The organism is Aeromicrobium duanguangcaii, from assembly GCF_024508295.1.
Classification (GTDB): domain Bacteria; phylum Actinomycetota; class Actinomycetes; order Propionibacteriales; family Nocardioidaceae; genus Aeromicrobium; species Aeromicrobium duanguangcaii.
Map to the genome: position 1 here is coordinate 907,483 of NZ_CP101990.1, position 17,444 is coordinate 924,926.

A 17,444-nucleotide genomic window follows, 5' to 3' on the forward strand; every position below is an offset into this window, starting at 1 on the left:
ATGCATCTCGATGCGATCCGGGGCCGTCAGGTCCTGGTCGACGGAGCGTTCCGGCCCACGACCCTGCTGCTGCGGGACGGTCGGATCGCGGCGATCGAGCCGTTCGGTGTGGTGCCCGACGGTGCCGTGCTGGACGCCCCGGACGGTGCGTTCGTCCTGCCCGGCGTTGTCGACACCCACGTGCACGTCAACGAGCCGGGCCGCACCGAGTGGGAGGGATTCCGGTCCGCCACCGAGGCGGCCGCGCGCGGCGGCGTCACGACGCTCGTCGACATGCCGCTGAACGCCATCCCGCCCACCACGACGGTCGAGCACCTCGAGCTCAAGCGCGCGGCGGCGCAGGGCCAGTCGATCGTCGACGTCGGCTTCTGGGGCGGCGCGGTGCCCGGCAACGGGGCGGACCTCGAGCCGATGTGGGAGGCGGGGGTCTTCGGCTTCAAGTGCTTCCTGTCGCCGTCGGGGGTCGACGAGTTCCCACCCCTCGACCGCTCCGAGTTCCTCGCCGCATTGGGCGAGGTCGCCCGGTTCGGCGGGCTGATGATCGTCCACGCGGAGGACGCCGCGATCCTCGCTGACGCGCCCGCTCCCGCGAGCCGGTCGTACCGCGACTTCGTGTCCTCGCGCCCCGATGCCTCGGAGGTCGCGGCGATCGAGCAGGTGATCGACGGCGCGCGGCAGACCGGCGCCCGCGTGCACGTGCTGCACCTGTCCAGCGCCCGGGCGCTCGACGTCATCGCCGACGCCAGGGCCGAGGGGCTGCGGCTCACGGTCGAGACGTGCCCGCACTACCTGTGCTTCAGCGCCGAGCAGATCCCCGACGCGGCTCCGGAGTTCAAGTGCTGCCCGCCGATCCGCGACGCGGGGAACCGCGACGCGCTCTGGCAGGCGCTGGACGAGGGACTGATCGACTGCGTCGTCAGCGACCACTCGCCCTCGACCGTGGCCGAGAAGCGCCGGGGCGACGGCGACCTGCAGCAGGCGTGGGGCGGCGTCTCGGGGCTGCAGGTGGGCTTCAGCGCCGTCGCCCACGAGGCCGCCCGTCGCGGCATCGGGCTGGACCGGGTCAGCCGGTGGATGTCGCGGAACACCGCCGATCTGGTGGGGCTGGACCGCAAGGGCCGACTCGAGGTGGGCGCCGACGCCGACGTCGTGATCCACGACCCCACCGCCACGCTGCACGTCGAGGCCGCGCGACTGGCCCACCGCAACCCCATCTCGGCCTATGACGGCCTGCGGCTGGACGGACGGGTCACCAGCACCGTCGTGCGCGGCCGCCTCGTCGCCGGGCCCGACCTCGATCCCACGTTCGGGCGCCTGCTGTCCCGACCCGACCACGGAGACGACCGATGACCACCCTGCCCGTGAACCCGCCGCCGCGACTGCTGATGGGGCCCGGCCCGATCACGGCGGACCCCCGCGTGCTGCGCGCGATGTCCGCCCAGCTGGTCGGCCAGTACGACCCGGCGATGACGGCCTACATGAACGAGACGATGGAGCTCTACCGGAAGGTCTACCGGACCGAGAACGAGCAGACCTTCCTCGTCGACGGCACGTCTCGCGCCGGCATCGAGGCCGCGCTGGTCTCACTGCTGGAGCCGGGTGACCGGGTGCTCGTGCCGGTGTTCGGGCGGTTCGGCCACCTGCTCGCCGAGATCGGGCGGCGCTGCGGCGCCGAGGTCCACACCATCGAGACGCCGTGGGGCACGGTCTTCACCCCCGAGCAGATCGAGGAGGCGGTCGCCGCGGTGCGCCCGAAGGTGCTGGCGGTGGTCCACGGGGACACCGCCACCACGATGCGCCAGCCGCTGGGCGACCTCGGCGAGATCTGCCGGCAGTACGACGTCCTGCTGTACTGCGACGCGACGGCGACCCTCGGCGGCAACCGCTTCGACGTCGACGCCTGGGAGATCGACGTCGCCACCGCCGGGTTGCAGAAGTGCCTCGGTGGGCCGTCGGGCAGCGCGCCGATCACCATCGGTGAGCGTGCCGTCGCGGTCATCGAGAGCCGGCGGCACGTCGAGGCCGGGATCGCCGAGCCCGGCGACGTCGGGCGCGGCGTGCCGATCGCGTCGAACTACCTCGATCTGGCGCAGATCATGGACTACTGGGGCCCGCGGCGGCTGAACCACCACACCGAGGCGACCACGATGCTCTACGGCGCGCGGGAGTGCGCGCGCCTGCTGGTCGACGAAGGGCTCGACGTGGTGGTGGAGCGGCACCGACTGCACGGCGCCGCGATGCTGGCCGGCGTCCGCGGACTGGGGCTGGAGGTGTTCGGCGACGTCGCGCACAAGATGCACAACGTCGTCGCGGTGCACATTCCCGACGGGGTCGACGGCGACGCTGCCCGCGCGGGGATGCTGCAGGACTACGGCATCGAGATCGGGACGTCGTTCGGGCCGCTCCACGGCAAGGTCTGGCGGATCGGCACGATGGGGCACAACGCGCGCAAGGACGCCGTGCTGGTCACCCTCGCCGCGCTGGAGCAGGTGCTGCGGGCGGCGGGCGTCCCCGTGACGGCCGGTGGCGGGGTGGGCGCGGCCCAGGAGATCTACGCATGACGACCGCCGCGGAGGTCCTGTCCCGCTGCGCCGAGCTGGACCGGCACTCGGCGCACCCCACGCATCTCGAACGGGTGCACCTGACGCCGGAGCACGCCGCGGCCAACGCGCTCGTGGCCGAGTGGATGACCCGAGCCGGACTGACGACGTGGCAGGACGCGGGCGGGAACCAGTACGGCCGGCGCGAGGGCCGCGAGCCCGGACTGCCCGCGCTGCTGCTGGGCTCGCACCTCGACACGGTGCCGGACGCGGGCTCCTACGACGGGATGCTCGGCGTGGTTCTGGCCGTCGCCGTGGCCGAACGGCTGGGCGATCGCATCGGGAACCTGCCGTTCGCGCTCGAGGTCATCGGCTTCGGGGACGAGGAGGGCGCCCGGTTCGGCAAGGCCCTGCTCGGCAGCTGCGCCGTGGCGGGCACGTGGGACCCGGCCTGGTGGGACCAGCAGGACGCGGACGGCACGAGCCTGCGTCAGGCGTTCCTCGACTTCGGCCTCGACCCCGATCGCATCGGTGAGGCGGCCCGGCCTCCCGACGAGCTGGTCGGCTACCTCGAGGCCCACATCGAGCAGGGTCCGTATCTGGAGGAGGCGGACGCCTCGCTGGGCCACGTCACCGCGATCGCCGGCGCACGACGCTTCGTGATCAGCGTGCTGGGCGAGGCCCGCCACGCCGGCGGCACGCCCTACGACCGCCGCAAGGACGCCCTCGTCGGTGCTGCCGAGTGCATCACCGCCGTCGAGCGGCTGGTGCGCCCGTCCGGGTGCATCGCGACCGTGGGCCGGATCGAGGCACACCCCGGGGCGGTCAACGTGATCGCGGGCCGGGCCGACTTCACCCTGGACCTGCGTGCCGCGACCGACGAGGACCGCGACGCGATGTGGAAGCGGCTCGACGTCGAGCTGCACGGCATCTGCGAGGCACGGGGCCTGGGGCTGACCGTCGTCGAGACGCACCGCGCGCCGGCGACGCCCTGCGCACCGTGGCTGACCGAGGCGATCGTCGACGGCATCGCCGCGACCGGTGACCCCGACCCCCTGGGACTGTGGAGCCGGGCCGGTCACGACGGCATGGCGATGGGTGCGATCACCGATGTGGCGATGCTCTTCATCCGGTGCCACGACGGGATCAGCCACCACCCCGACGAGGACGTGCGCGAGATCGACGTCGCGCGGGCCCTCGACGCGCTCGAGCGGGCGGTGCTCTCGGTCGCCGAGCGGGTGGAGGGACGATGACCTTCACGGACGCGCGCCCGATCGAGTCGCGGATCGCCGAGCGCTACGCGACGCTCTCGCCGCAGGAGCGCCGCGCGGCCGATGCCCTGCTGGACCACCTCGACGACCTCGCCGTCTACCGGGCGGCCGAGTTGGCCGAGCTGGCCGGTGTCTCCAAGGCGACGATGAGCCGGCTCTTCCGGCGGCTCGACTACGACGACTTCACCCAGGTCCGCGAGCAGTTGCGCACGATGCGCAGCTCGGGCGTGCCGGTCACGGTCGACGGCGCCCCGTCGGTCGAGCACCACGTGCGGGCCGAGACCGAGCACCTGCAACGGGTGCTGCACACGGCCGAGCCGGCCATCGAGCGCGCGGCGGAGCTGCTGGCCGCCAGTGCCTCCGTCACCGTCGTCGGCCTGCGCAACAGCTACCCGGTAGCACTCCATCTGGCCCAGCAGCTGGGCCAGGCCCGGACCCGCGTGCGCGTCTCGCCGGCGCCGGGACAGTCGCTGTCCGACGACCTCGTGGGGCTCGGCCCCGACCATGCCGCCGTGGTGGTCGCGTTCCGCAGGCGGCCGCCCCAGGTGCCGGGCCTGTTGAGCCTGCTGCGCCAGGAGGGCACGTCGGTCGTGCTGCTCGGCGACCCGTCCGGCCGCCGGCTGGCCCGCCACGGCGACGTGTGGATCGAGTGCGGGGCATCGACCCAGACGGCGTTCGACAGCTATGCCGCGGCGATGAGTGTCGTGGCGGCCGTCTCGGCCCGGGTGCTGGACCGGGTGGGGCCGGACGCCACATCGCGGGCCGCGGCCATCGACGCGTCCTACCGCCTCGTCGGCGAGATCGAGGCGGGGTGACCTGATGGACCTGCACACCGTCGAGACGTTCCGAGCTGCCGGCGCCGATCTGAGCCTGGCCCGGGGTGAGACGTGGGTGGCCGGGGGCACCTGGCTGTTCTCCGAGCCGCAGCCGGGCGTGCACGGGCTGGTCGACCTGACCGCCCTGGGCTGGCCGGCCTGGGAGGAGCGGCCCACCGGCGTGACGATCGGGGCCACCTGCACGATCGCCGAGCTGGTCGAGCACGCGGAGGCGTCGGCCCTGCCCGCCCTGGCGGTTGCGCGCTCGTGCGCCGAGTCGCTCGTGATGTCGACCAAGATCTGGGGAGCGGCGACGGTCGGCGGCAACGTCTGCCTGGCCCTGCCGGCGGGCGCGATGACCTCCCTGCTGGCCGGACTCGGCGCCACGGCCGTCGTCAGGGGCACGGCGGGGGAGCGTCGTGAGCCGGTGGCCGATCTCGTGCGCGGCGTACGGCGGACCTCGCTGGGTTCCGGCGAGGTGGTGCGGTCGTTCGAGATCGACCACGACGTGCTGGCCCGTCCGGCCGCGGTCCGGCGCTTCGCGCTCACCGACATGGGCCGGTCCGGGGGCGTCGTCATCGGTCGTCCGGTGGGCGACCGGGTGGTCGTGACGATCACCGGAGCGACCCGGCGGCCGTGGGTCCTCGACGTGGATCGGGGCTCCGTCGACGGGGCCCTGGACCGGATCGATCCCTGGTACGACGACCCCCACGGCGCCCCGGACTGGCGTCGGGCCCAGACCCGCCGGTGTGTGCACGAGATCCTGGATGAGCTGTCATGACTCGCATCAACGGCACCGCTGTCGAGACGTCGCCCCGCCCGGGCCAGTGTCTGCGCACCTTCCTGCGCGAGCACGGCGGTACCGAGGTCAAGAAGGGCTGCGACGCCGGCGACTGTGGCGCCTGCACGGTGCTGCTGGACGGCGCGGCGGTCCACTCCTGCGTGACGCCGGCCGTGCGCGCCGTCGGCCGCGAGGTCACGACGGTGGCGGGGCTGGGCGAGCCCGACGCGCTGCACGACGTCCAGCGCCGGTTCGTCGACGCGGCCGGGTTCCAGTGCGGCTTCTGCACCGCCGGCATGGTGGTCACCGCCGCCGGCCTGGACGACGGGATCGGGGAGCGCGAGCCGCGGTGCCGAGCGATGAAGGGAAACCTCTGCCGCTGCACGGGGTACCGCGCGATCCACGATGCGCTCGCCGGGACCGTCAACGTGCAGTCCCCGCAGGACGGACAGGCGTTCGGCACGTCGACGCGATCGCCCGCCGCGGAGCGGATCGTCAGCGGCCAGGAGCCGTACACGCTCGACCTGCCGGCGCCCGAGGGCCTGCTGCACGTGGCGGTCCTGGGCAGTCCGCATCCCCACGCCCGCATCGTGCGGATCGACGCGACGCGCGCGGCTGCGCTCGACGGGGTGCACCTCGTGCTGACGCACCACGACGTCCCGGACGTCCTGTACTCGACCGGCCGCCACGAGAACCGCCTCGACGACCCCGACGACACCCGCATGCTCGATCCGGTGCTGCGGTTCCACGGGCAGAGGGTGGCGGTCGCCATCGCCGAGACCGTCGGCCTGGCTCGGGCGGCGCTCGACCTGATCGACGTCGAGTACGAGCTGCTCCCGGCCGTGTTCGACCCCGACGAGGCACGGCGCCCCGGCGCTCCGGTCCTGCACGGGGACAAGGACCCGGTCGAGTCCCGCGTCGCCGACCCGTCCCGCAACGTCGTCGCCCAGCTGCACGACGAGCACGGCGACGTCGAGGCGGCGCTGGCGTCGGCGCACGCGACCGTGTCGAGCACGTGGCGGACCGCGCGGGTCTCGCACGCCCAGCTGGAGACCCACGGCGGCATCGGCTGGCTCGACGAGGACGGCACGCTCGTGGTGCGCACCAGCACCCAGGTGCCGTTCCTGGTGCGGGCCGAGCTGGCCCGGCTGCTCGACCTGCCGAACGAGCGCGTCCGCGTGATCGCCGCCCGTGTCGGCGGCGGCTTCGGCGGCAAGCAGGAGCTGCTCGTGGAGGACCTGATCGGACTCGCGGTGCTGCGCACCGGGCGACCGGTCCAGTACGAGCTCAGCCGGGAGGACCAGTTCACGATCGTGCCGTGCCGGCACCCGATGCGGGTCGAGGTCACCCTCGGCGCCGACGCCGAGGGCCGCCTGGTGGCGATGAGGCTCGACGTCCTGAGCGACACCGGCGCGTACGGCAACCACGCGATCGGTGTGATGTTCCACGGCTGCCACGAGTCGGTGGCCCAGTACCGCTGCCCGAACAAGCGAGTCGACGCCGAGGCGGTCTACACGAACCAGATCCCGTCGGGCGCGTTCCGTGGCTACGGCCTGGGCCAGGTGATGTTCGGGCTCGAGTCGGCCATGGACGACCTGGCCCGCGAGCTGGGGATCGACCCGCTGGAGCTGCGCCGCCGGAACGCCGTCGTGCCCGGCGACCCGTTCGTGGTGACGTCGGACGAGCAGGGCGACCTGGAGTACGGCGGCTCGTACGGACTCGACCAGTGCATCGACCTCGTCGACAAGGCGTTGGCGTCCGGAGAGGGCGTGCCGGCCCCCGAGGGATGGCCGACCGGGCGCGGCGTCGCCATGGCGATGATCGCGACCATCCCGCCGCGCGGACACTTCTCGCACGTCACGGTCTCGGTCGACGACGACGGCGTCTACACGGTCGCCGTGGGCACGGCCGAGTTCGGCAACGGCACGACCACCGTGCACGTCCAGCTCGTCGCGACCGAGCTGGGCACGACGCCCGACCGCGTACGGATTCTCCAGAGCGACACCGCGACCTCCGGCTACGACACCGGCGCCTTCGGCTCGACGGGCTCGGTGGTCGCCGGTCGCGCCGTGCAGGCCGCGGCCGAGCGACTGCACGCCGAGCTGCTGACGCTCGCCGCACGCGCCGCGGGCGTCGACACGGGGCACTGCTCGATCCATCGCGACGGCGTGGTGCTGCCGGACGGGACGCTCGTGCCCTTCTCGCAGATCGCGCCCGGCGGACTGACGGCCGACGGCAGTCATGACGGCACGCCGCGGTCGGTCGCGTTCAACGTGCACGGGTTCCGGGTCGCGGTCGACCCGGCCACCGGGGAGGTACGCATCCTGCAGTCGGTGCACGCCGCGGACGCGGGTGTCGTCATCAACCCCGAGCAGCTGCGCGGGCAGATCGAGGGCGGCGTGGCGCAGGGGATCGGCTCGGCGCTGCAGGAGGAGGTCGTCGTGGACGACGGGATCGTGGTGACCCGGACGTTCCGCAACTACCGCGTGCCCCAGATGGCCGACATCCCCCACACGGAGGTGCTCCTCGCCGACACCGTCGACGCGCTCGGCCCGCGCGGAGCGAAGTCGATGAGCGAGGCGCCGTACAACCCCGTCGCGCCCGCGCTGGCGAACGCGATCACCGATGCGCTCGGCGTGCGACCGAGGGAGCTGCCGATGACCCGCGACCGGGTGTGGCGGCTGGCACAGCAGGTCAGCGGTGCAGGGGACCGTCGGTCGCACTGAGCGGCCGGGCCGTCGTCCCGTGCTGGACGGCGAGGATCTCGGCGAGGATCGCCACGGCCGTGTGCTCGGGCGTGGAGCCGCCGAGGTCCAGCCCGATCGGTGAGCGCAGCCGAGTGATCTCGGCGGTCGAGGCCCCCAGATCATGGAGTGCCTCGACCCGGCGCTCGTGCGTGGCCCGCGACCCCATCGCGCCGACGTAGCCGGCGCCTCCGCGCAGCGCCGCGAGGATCGCGGGGGTGTCGTGCCCGGGGTCGTGACCCAGGATGCAGATCGCGTCGTCGGCGACCCAGCCCCGCTCGGCGATCCCGGTGGCCGGAGGTCCGACGACGACGGCGGTCGCGTCGGGGAACCGCTCCTTCGTGGCGAACGTGGCACGGTGGTCCAGGACCGTCACCGCGAAGCCGGCCCGGGCTCCGAGGGCGCACAGCGCCGCGCCGAACTCGACCGCGCCCACGACGACGAGGTGTCGTGGTCGGCGGACCGACAGTGTGACCATCGGGTCGTCGGCGCAGGCCCGGCCCTCGGCGTCCAGCGAGAGGGTGGCGTCCAGGCCGGCGGCGGCGCGCTCGACCTGGTGCCACGCCGCGTCGTCCAGCGCGGCCACGTCGCTGATGAGGACCTCGACCGTGCCCCCGCACATCAGGCCCGGCTCCAGCCAGTCGCCGGCACCGTAGCGCCGCCGCCGCGCCGGGCCGCCGGCGAGGACCTGCTCGCACTCGGCCACCAGGTCGGCCTCGACGCAACCGCCCGAGACGCTGCCCGCGACGCGCCCCGTGTCGTCGACGGCCAGGGCCGCGCCGATCGTCCGCGGGGCGCTGCCGTCCACGGCGATCAGGGTGGCCACCGCGACCCGGCGGCCCTCGGCCGCCCAGGCTCGCAGGGTGGCGGCGATCTGCAGCATGGGGCGACACTAAGAGACGCGTGTTTCACGCGGGGGACGCCGACGAAACGGACAGGAAACACCTGCTTGCGACGATGACCGCCCGAACCGTCCTCGAAGGAGCACCATGACGCACCAGCACGACCTCCGGTGGTTGGAGACCGCGATCGACCTCGCCGTCGAGAACGTCGCGGAGGGCGGCGGACCCTTCGGCGCCCTGATCGTCCGGGGGGACGAGCTGATCGCGACGGGCCGGAACCGGGTCACCCCGGACCTCGATCCCACGGCCCACGCCGAGGTCGTCGCGATTCGCGCCGCGTGCCGGGCGATCGGCGATTTCTCCTTGGCGGGACTGACGTTGTACACCTCGTGCGAGCCGTGCCCGATGTGCCTCGCGACCTCGCTGTGGGCCCGGGTCGACCGGGTCGTCTACGCGGCCGATCGCGACGACGCGGCCCGCGGCGGCTTCGACGATCGCGAGTTCTACGAGTTGTTCGCCCGCGACCGCGCGACGTGGCCGACGGTCGTGGAGGAGTCGCGCCCGGCGGACGCCGACCGGCCCTTCGCCGCGTGGTTGTCCAAGGTCGACCGCGTCGCCTACTGACCGGCGAGGATTAACGCTCGCGTAATCGGTCGCGTCGAGTCGTGAAACGAACCGCTCATAGCGTCACAGCCTGTCACGGGGGTTTCGTCGAAGCGGTCGATCCGGTCGCTCGGACTAGGGAGTTCACACCATGAAGATGTCGTTCCGTCGAGGTCAGACCGCGCGATTGGCCGTCGCGTTGTCGGCCGCAGCACTCACTCTGGCCGCGTGCGGCTCCGACTCGGAGGATGAGGGCTCGGGCTCGGGCGGCGAGGCCGACTTCGGCGCGCTGACCGTGCAGCTGTCCTGGGTCAAGAACGCCGAGTTCGCGGGTGAGTTCATGGCCGACTCGAAGGGCTACTTCGCCGATGCGGGCTTCTCCAGCGTGAAGCTCAACGCCGGTCCGGGTGCGACCGAGAACCTGGTGGCCTCGGGCAAGGCCGACTTCGGCCTCACGAATGCGGTGACCGCCGCCCAGGTCATCACGCAGGAGGACGCGCCGCTGAAGATCGTCGGCACGACCTACCAGAAGAACCCGTTCACGATCCTGTCCCGCAAGGACAAGGGGAACATCGCGACCCCGGCCGATCTCAAGGGCAAGAAGATCGGCGTGCAGGCCGGCGGCAACGAGATCCTGTTCAAGGCGCTGCTGTCCGCCAACGACATCAAGGAGGACGAGGTCACGATCGTCCCGGTCGAGTACGACCCGGCCCCGCTGGTCAACAAGGAGGTCGACGGCTTCGTCGCCTACCTGACCAACGAGTCGATCCTGGTGGCGTCGCAGGGCATCGAGGTCACGAACCTGCCCTTCGCCGACAACGGCCTGCCGTTCGTCGCGGAGTCGATCATCGCGACCGACCAGACGATCAAGGAGAAGCCCGAGATGGTCAAGGCGTTCCTCGAGGCCGAGATCAAGGGCTGGAAGGACGCGTGCGCCGACCTCGAGGAGGGTGCCCGCCTCGCGGTCGAGGAGTACGGCAAGGACCTCAAGCTCGAGATGGCCAAGGAGATCGAGCAGAACACCGTGCAGTGCGAGGACCTCATCAACACCGACGAGACCGCGACGAACGGGATCTTCACGATCAGTGACGAGCTGCTGGCCGAGAACCTGAAGTCCCTGGCCGGCGCCGGCATCGACGTCGAGGCCGACGAGGTCTTCGACCTGTCGCTGCTGGACGAGCTCTACGAGGAGAAGCCCGACCTCAAGGGCTGACGGATCCATGAGCACGCCTGATGTGCTGGCCGCGTCCGGTGCCGTGGGAGCCGATGGCTCCCTCGGCACCGGGGTCCGCCTGCAGAACCTGACCAAGACGTTCACGATGGGGCGCAAGAGCGTCACCGCGCTGGACGACGCCACCCTCTTCACCGACCAGGGCAGCTTCCTGTCGCTGCTGGGCCCCTCGGGCTGCGGCAAGTCGACGATCCTGCGCATCCTGGCCGGCCTGGAGAAGCCGACCAGCGGCACGGCGCTCGTCGACGGCAAGTCGCCGCTGGAGCTGCGCCGCAACCACGAGCTGGGCATCGCGTTCCAGGACTCGGCGCTGCTGCCGTGGCGCAGCGTGCTGTCGAACATCCGGTTGCCGTTCGAGGTGTCCGGGCGCACGCCCGACGACGCCCTCGTGGCCGAGCTGATCAAGCTGGTCGGGCTCGAGGGGTTCGAGAAGGCCAAGCCGGCCCAGCTCTCCGGCGGCATGCGCCAGCGCGTCTCGATCGCACGGGCGCTCGTGGTCAAGCCCTCGGTGCTGCTGCTGGACGAGCCGTTCGGCGCCCTCGACGACATGACGCGCCAGCGGCTGAACGTCGAGCTGCTGCGGATCTGGACCGAGAAGCCGGCGACGACGCTCATGGTCACGCACGGCATCTCCGAGGCGATCTTCCTGTCCGACAAGGTCGCGGTGATGAGCGCGCGGCCCGGTCGGGTCGCCGAGGTCATCGATGTCGACCTGCCCCGGCCGCGGGTGCCGGAGATGATGCGGACGCCCGAGTTCCACGCCCTGCACGACCGGGCGACCGAGCTGCTGTTCGGCGCCCACGGGACCGCGGCCGATGACGACTGAGTCACGTCGCGCCGTTCTGCACGGGGCTCTCGGTTTGGGCGGGCTCGTCGCCGTGTGGGCGCTGCTGGCCCGCACGGTCTTCGCCGAGAAGGCGATCCCGACGCCGTGGGGCGTGTTGTCGGGCTTCGCCGACGACGGCATCGCGTTCTACATCGCGAACTTCAGCGGCACGGTGAAGGAGGCGGCGATCGGGTTCTTCTGGGGCAACCTGATCGCCCTGGCGCTGGCTGCGGTGGTACTGCTGGTTCCGCTGTTCGAGAAGGTCATCACACAGATCGCGGTGATCAGCTACTGCGTGCCGATCGTCGCGATCGTGCCGATCCTCTACATCATCCTCGGCGGCGCCGAGAGCCCTGGGGACGCGTCGCCGACCGCCGTCGTCCTGGCCGCGATCTCGGTGTTCTTCACGACGGTCGTCGGTGCCGTGCTGGGATTCCGTTCCGCCGACACCACCAGCCTGGACCTCGTCAGCGTGTACGGCGGTGGCCGGTGGAAGCAGATGTCGAAGGTGCAGCTGATGTCCGCATTGCCGTACATCGTCTCGGCGCTGCAGGTCGCCGCACCGGCGGCGTTCCTGGGCGCGATCCTGGGCGAGTACATCGGCGGCGTGGACCGGGGTGTCGGTCCGGCGCTGATCAACGCGCAGCAGAACCTCGACGTCGAGCGGGCCTGGGGCCTGATGTTCGGGTGTGCGCTGGTCGCGGGGGCGGCGTACGTGCTGCTCGGTCTGCTGGGCCGTTTCGTCACGCCCTGGTCCACCGGGAGGACCGCGTGAGCGCGCTGACGGTGTCCGCGCCGGGCGGCGTCGCGTCCGCCGTGGCCAGAGGGGTGGGCAAGGCGCTCGGCAACGCCCTGCTCGTCGCGGCGATCGTCTACGTGCTGTGGGTCCTGGTGGTCGCGCTGGTCGACAACCCGTTCGTGGCGAAGGGCCCGGGCGACGTCGCCGAGTTCCTGTTCACCGGTGACGATGCGACCGAGAACCGCACGCGGGTGATGGGCCAGCTGGGCATCACGCTGCGCGACGCGGCCATCGGCTTCACGGCGGGGATGGTCGCGGCGGTCGTGCTGGCGGGCGCGATCGTCCTGTCGCGCGGCGTGGAGGCGACGGTCATGCCGGTCGCGATGGTCCTGCGTGCCGTCCCGTTGATCGCTCTCGCACCGGTGATCCGGATGATCTTCGGGCGAGGCGTCTCGGCCGTTGCGGTGATCAGCGGCATCGTCGTGCTGTTCCCGGCGGTCGTCGGACTCGTCTTCGGCCTGCGCTCGTCCAGTCGCCAGATGCACGACGTCGTGCAGGTCTACGGCGGCAGCGAGCGGGACGTCCTGTTCAAGGTCTCGTTCCCGTCGGCGTTGCCCTCACTGTTCGCGGCGATCCGGATCTCGGTGCCGGGCGCCATCACCGGTGCCCTGATCGCCGAGTGGCTCGCCACGGGAAAGGGCATCGGCTACGCCGTGGTCTCGGCTGCGGGGCAGTCGAAGAACAACGAGGTCTGGGCGCTGGTCATCGTGGTGACCCTCGTGTCGCTGCTGCTCTACACGCTGGCCCAGGTGCTGGAGACGTTCGTGCTCGCTCGGTACGGCAAGGATGCGGGCCGTGCCTGACCGGTCGGTCGGCATCGTGCTGGCCGCGGGGGAGGGGCGCCGGTACGGCATGCCCAAGGCGCTCGCCCGAGCGTCCGACGGGAGGCCGTGGTGCACGCGGGCGGTCGACACCCTGGTGGCGGGCGGCTGCGACGAGGTGGTCGTCGTGCTCGGCGCGATGGCCGAGACCGCGCTGCATCTCGTGCCGTCGCACGCCGAGGTGGTGCTGGCGCGGGACTGGGCGGACGGACCGTCCGCGTCGTTGCGCGCAGGCCTCGCGGCCACGAGCGCCGAGGTCGCGCTCGTGACGTTGGTGGACCTTCCCGATCTGACGCCTCGGTCCGTGGTGCGCCTGCTGGCGGGCGCGGACGACTCGACCGTCGCCCGGGCGACCTACGGAGGGCGGCCCGGCCACCCGGTGGTCGTCGGCCGACGGCACTGGCCGGCCCTCACCGACGGCCGTCGGCCAGGCGACGTGCTGGCCGCGCTGGGCGCCACGACGGTCGACTGCAGCGCACTCGGCGGTGGTGACGACATCGACCACCGCCCCCCAGATTTGCTCTGAAACTCACCTTTCAGCGCCCTCGAAAGGTGGGATGCGGAGCAAATCTCGGGACGTCAGAGGTTGGGCTCGGGGACGAACTCACGGACCTCGAGGACGCAGCGGCACGCGGCGGCGAAGGTGGCGGCCCACTCCAGCGCGTCCTCGAGCGACTCGACGTCGACCACGCCGAAGCCGGCGAGGTGGCTGTGGCGCTCGGGGTCGGGCCCCTCGGCGATGGTGCCGTCCGGGTGGACGACGGTGGCGAGCTCGTGGTGCATCAGCCCTCCGCCGAGAAGCCAGGCGTCGGCCGCCCGGGCCTTCTCGACCACGGCGTGGGCGGCCTCGACGACCCCGGGGATCTCCTCCTCCGGGATCTTCATCGCGCCCTCGGCGAACGAGATCAGGAACTTGGACATGCTCAGGTCCTTCCGATCGTCCCCCGCCGGCCCGGCTCGGGCCGCTACCCCCAGTGTGGACCCCCGAGCGGTCGCCCGACCCTCTTCGCGGTGTTAGACCTGAGGGATGGACGAAGGCACACGCAGGCGCCGAGGAACGGGCGCCGCGGTCACGGGACTGGCAGCAGCGGCGCTGGGCGGGGTGGTGGTGCACGACCTGACGCAACGCAAGCATGCGCTCCTGCGGAACTTCCCGGTGGTCGGTCACTTCCGCTACTGGGTCGAGACGGTCGGGCCCGAGCTGCGCCAGTACATCGTGACCAGCAACGACGAGGAGCGCCCGTTCTCGCGGGACCAGCGCCGCTGGATCTATGCCAGCTGCAAGGGCGAGAACAACTACTTCGGGTTCGGCACCGACAACGACGTGGAGCGCAGCTCGGGCTACCCGATCATCAAGCACCGCACGTTCGCCGGTCCGGGTGCCAGCACGTCGCGGCACGGCAGCGAGGGCGTCCCCCTGCCGTCCGCGAAGGTGCTGGGCGGTCCGCGCGGCCGGCGTCACGCGTTCCGGCCGGCTTCGATCGTGAACGTCTCGGGGATGAGCTTCGGGGCGCTGTCGGCCCCGGCGATCCAGGCGCTGAACGAGGGCTCCGCGCTGGCGGGCTGCATGCAGAACACGGGGGAGGGGTCGATCGCGCCGGCCCACCGACACGGCGGTGACCTCGTCTTCCAGATCGGGACGGCGTACTTCGGCTGCCGTGACGACCAGGGGCGCTTCGACCTGGGGCGACTGGTCGACCTGGTGCAGTCGGCGCCCGTGCGGGCCATCGAGATCAAGCTCTCGCAGGGTGCCAAGCCCGGACTGGGCGGGATGCTCCCGGGGGCGAAGGTCGACGCGACGATCGCGCAGATCCGCGGTATCGCCGAGGGCGTCGACTGCGTCTCGCCGAGCCGGCACACCGCCTTCGACGACGTGGACTCGATGCTCGACTTCGTCGAGACGATCGCCGACGCGACCGGACTGCCGGTGGGGATCAAGTCGGCCGTCGGCAACCTCGAGTTCTGGGACGAGCTCGTCGAGCAGATGATCCCGCGGACGCGCGGTGTCGACTTCGTCAACATCGACGGCGGCGAGGGTGGCACGGGCGCCGCGCCGATGATCTTCGCCGACTCCGTCGCGTACCCGTTCCGGATCGCCTTCACCGAGGTCTACAAGCGGTTCGCGGCCGCGGGGCTGACCGACGACCTGACGTTCATCGGAGCGGGGAAGCTGGGCCTGCCCGAGAACGCCCTGGTGGCGTTCGCCCTCGGCGCCGACATGGTCAACGTGGGCCGTGAGGCGATGCTGTCGATCGGCTGCATCCAGGCACAGAAGTGCCACACCGACCACTGTCCGGTCGGGGTGGCCACCCAGAACCCGCGCTACACCCGAGGGCTCGACCCGACGCTCAAGAAGCACCGGCTGGCGGGCTACGTGTTGGCGCTGCGGCGCGACCTGCTCAAGGTCTCCGAGGCAGTCGGCGTCGTCCACCCCGGACTCATCACGGCGGACGACATCGACATCATGGACGGCCAGCGGTCGGGGGAGTCCCTGCGCGAGCTCTACGGGTACGAGTCCGGCTGGGGCGAGCTGGGCGAGAAGCTCCAGATGGAGCTGCTCGACGTGATGGAGTCACTCGGCGAGGAGCAGGCGTCCTGAGTGCCGGCGGGAGTGAGTGGCTGGGCGTCTTCTTAGGGGGGCTGAAGTCCTCGGATCGCCACAACGCACGACTGCAACCTGTGTCTGCATCGGACGGCCACCGACTGATGTCTCGTAGGTCTCACCGAATTGCCTGAGCCGACCCTTCGGAATAGATAATGTTGGCGCGTCTGTGATCCGAGGCGGAGAGGTTGTCGGTGAGCGAAGAAGCGTGGCATGAGGCTCGACTCATCCCAACCAGTGGGATCAACGGGGCGCAAGAGCAGGAGAAGCGAGCCACGTCGGCTCTTCTCGCCGTCATGGGGGCGGTCCCGGAGTTCGCCAAGGCGCTTCTCGGACCTCTCGGCGCGCCTGGCCGGGTGCCGGAGACATACATCGAAGTTCCGTTCGATCTGTCCGGCAAGCGGGTGATCCCCGACGGCCTGATCCGGGTGAGTCGCGGCAACAAGGTCTGGACTGCCTTGGTCGAAGTGAAGACGGGGAAGAGCGAACTCCAAGCAGATCAGCTGGACAACTATTTGGACGTTGCGCGGACCGAGAATTTCGACGCCTTGGTGACGATCAGCAACGAGGTCCCCTCACTGCCGGGTGTGCATCCCACCGCGGTGGACAAGCGCAAACTCCGCAAGGTGCAGATCCACCACTGGTCCTGGTCCTACGTGCTGTCGACCGCGATCGTTCAGAAGGAGCATCGCGGAATCGCAGATCCCGATCAGGCATGGATCCTCGGTGAGTTGATCCGGTACCTCGAGCACGACCGGTCTGGAGCGTTGGAGTTCGATGACATGGGACCGAACTGGGTCTCCGTCCGAGACTCGGTTGCAGCGGGCACCCTGCGCGCCAACGACAAGATCGCGCCCGAGGTGATCGCTCGGTTCGATGCACTCCTTCAGTACCTCGCCCTTCGTCTCGGGCGCCGGCTCGGCATCGACGTGTCGCAGGTCGTCGACCGCAAGAGCACAACGAATCCCACCGGCCACCTTGCCGATCGAATGAACGAACTTGCGACCTCCGGGGTGCTGAGAGGCGCCCTGCGCATTCCGAACGCGGTGGGGCACCTCGTGGTGACGGCGGATCTACGAGCCAACATCATCACGAGCCACGTCGAGATTGACGCCCCGAGGGAGGGGCGGCAGACCACGCGCGTCAATTGGTTGCTGCGCCAGCTTCGCGACGCGCCGGACAGCATCAGGCTCGAGTCCTTCGCCGTTCGATCGCGCACAGGCAACGCGGATCTTCTCGCGGCGGTGCGAGAGGACCCGAAGCTGCTCGCTCCGGATGCTTCGAAGGATCTACGCTCCTTCCGCATCGCCATGGACTCCAAGGCAGGTGCCAAGCGCGGTAGCGGGCAGGGCAGTTTCATCGATTCCGTCGTCAAATCGGTGGATCAGTTCTATGGCGACGTCATGCAAAACCTCAAGGCCTGGACGCCGACAGCCCCCAGACTTCGGCCCGAGGTCAAGGGTGAGGAGGACGGGCTTCGCTCCGTCTCCTTGTCATCGCAGGACGGACCCGTCGGGGCGTCCTGATCCGCGCCGTTGTCTCAGCCGCCGAGTGCTGGCGCGACATCTC

Annotated in this window: 16 protein-coding genes; 14 read left to right on the forward strand and 2 right to left on the reverse strand. The window is 71.1% G+C overall.

Features of this window, described 5'->3' with window-relative positions:
* From allB to NP095_RS04710, 6 genes are read left to right on the forward strand one after another with little or no spacing between them, the layout of a single operon-like run.
* Positions 1–1,350 (forward strand): allantoinase AllB, encoded by a 1,350-nt coding sequence (allB, locus tag NP095_RS04685; protein WP_232417142.1) that lies wholly within the window; start codon positions 1–3, stop codon positions 1,348–1,350.
* Positions 1,347–2,561 carry a pyridoxal-phosphate-dependent aminotransferase family protein gene (locus NP095_RS04690; RefSeq protein ID WP_232417141.1) on the forward strand — a complete coding sequence of 405 codons (1,215 nt, stop codon included), beginning with the start codon at positions 1,347–1,349 and terminating at the stop codon, positions 2,559–2,561. Before allB ends, NP095_RS04690 begins: the two co-directional genes overlap by 4 nt.
* Complete coding sequence (locus NP095_RS04695) at positions 2,558–3,793, forward strand: allantoate amidohydrolase (RefSeq protein ID WP_232417140.1); 1,236 nt, start codon at positions 2,558–2,560, stop codon at positions 3,791–3,793. Before NP095_RS04690 ends, NP095_RS04695 begins: the two co-directional genes overlap by 4 nt.
* On the forward strand, positions 3,790–4,626 hold the full coding sequence (locus tag NP095_RS04700; protein WP_232417139.1) for a MurR/RpiR family transcriptional regulator: 837 nt from the start codon (positions 3,790–3,792) through the stop codon (positions 4,624–4,626). Before NP095_RS04695 ends, NP095_RS04700 begins: the two co-directional genes overlap by 4 nt.
* Positions 4,627–4,630: 4 nt before the next feature.
* Positions 4,631–5,407, forward strand: a complete 777-nt coding sequence (locus NP095_RS04705) for an FAD binding domain-containing protein (protein ID WP_232417138.1) — start codon at positions 4,631–4,633, stop codon at positions 5,405–5,407.
* Positions 5,404–8,133 carry a molybdopterin-dependent oxidoreductase gene (locus tag NP095_RS04710; RefSeq protein WP_232417137.1) on the forward strand — a complete coding sequence of 910 codons (2,730 nt, stop codon included), beginning with the start codon at positions 5,404–5,406 and terminating at the stop codon, positions 8,131–8,133. Before NP095_RS04705 ends, NP095_RS04710 begins: the two co-directional genes overlap by 4 nt.
* Here the strand turns inward: NP095_RS04710 and NP095_RS04715 are convergent.
* Positions 8,102–9,034: an XdhC family protein gene (locus NP095_RS04715; RefSeq protein ID WP_232417136.1), complete on the reverse strand. Its 933-nt coding sequence runs from the start codon at positions 9,032–9,034 to the stop codon at positions 8,102–8,104. The two genes, NP095_RS04710 and NP095_RS04715, sit on opposite strands and share 32 nt — an antisense overlap.
* Positions 9,035–9,140: 106 nt before the next feature.
* Between NP095_RS04715 and NP095_RS04720 the strand changes: the two genes are divergently transcribed.
* The 6 genes from NP095_RS04720 (at position 9,141) to NP095_RS04745 (ending at position 13,799) form a co-directional block, all read left to right on the forward strand.
* Complete coding sequence (locus NP095_RS04720; protein WP_232417135.1) at positions 9,141–9,617, forward strand: nucleoside deaminase; 477 nt, start codon at positions 9,141–9,143, stop codon at positions 9,615–9,617.
* A 130-nt stretch (positions 9,618–9,747) separates the two neighbouring features.
* Complete coding sequence (locus NP095_RS04725; RefSeq protein ID WP_232417134.1) at positions 9,748–10,809, forward strand: ABC transporter substrate-binding protein; 1,062 nt, start codon at positions 9,748–9,750, stop codon at positions 10,807–10,809.
* 7 nt (positions 10,810–10,816) lie between these two features.
* A complete protein-coding gene (locus NP095_RS04730) occupies positions 10,817–11,653 on the forward strand; it encodes an ABC transporter ATP-binding protein (protein WP_232417133.1) in 837 nt (278 codons plus the stop codon).
* A 34-nt stretch (positions 11,654–11,687) separates the two neighbouring features.
* The gene (locus tag NP095_RS04735) at positions 11,688–12,428 is read left to right on the forward strand and encodes an ABC transporter permease (RefSeq protein ID WP_232417132.1); all 741 of its coding nucleotides are present in this window, start codon (positions 11,688–11,690) and stop codon (positions 12,426–12,428) included.
* Positions 12,425–13,255, forward strand: a complete 831-nt coding sequence (locus NP095_RS04740) for an ABC transporter permease (RefSeq protein ID WP_232417131.1) — start codon at positions 12,425–12,427, stop codon at positions 13,253–13,255. The genes NP095_RS04735 and NP095_RS04740 overlap by 4 nt, the downstream gene beginning before the upstream one ends.
* On the forward strand, positions 13,248–13,799 hold the full coding sequence (locus NP095_RS04745; RefSeq protein WP_232417130.1) for a nucleotidyltransferase family protein: 552 nt from the start codon (positions 13,248–13,250) through the stop codon (positions 13,797–13,799). The genes NP095_RS04740 and NP095_RS04745 overlap by 8 nt, the downstream gene beginning before the upstream one ends.
* Positions 13,800–13,852: 53 nt before the next feature.
* Here the strand turns inward: NP095_RS04745 and NP095_RS04750 are convergent, their stop codons facing one another.
* On the reverse strand, positions 13,853–14,194 hold the full coding sequence (locus tag NP095_RS04750; RefSeq protein WP_232417129.1) for a YciI family protein: 342 nt from the start codon (positions 14,192–14,194) through the stop codon (positions 13,853–13,855).
* A gap of 106 nt (positions 14,195–14,300) precedes the next feature.
* Between NP095_RS04750 and NP095_RS04755 the strand changes: the two genes are divergently transcribed.
* Positions 14,301–15,872, forward strand: a complete 1,572-nt coding sequence (locus NP095_RS04755) for an FMN-binding glutamate synthase family protein (RefSeq protein WP_232417128.1) — start codon at positions 14,301–14,303, stop codon at positions 15,870–15,872.
* A gap of 197 nt (positions 15,873–16,069) precedes the next feature.
* On the forward strand, positions 16,070–17,401 hold the full coding sequence (locus tag NP095_RS04760) for a hypothetical protein (RefSeq protein WP_232417127.1): 1,332 nt from the start codon (positions 16,070–16,072) through the stop codon (positions 17,399–17,401).
* Positions 17,402–17,444 lie beyond the last annotated feature (43 nt).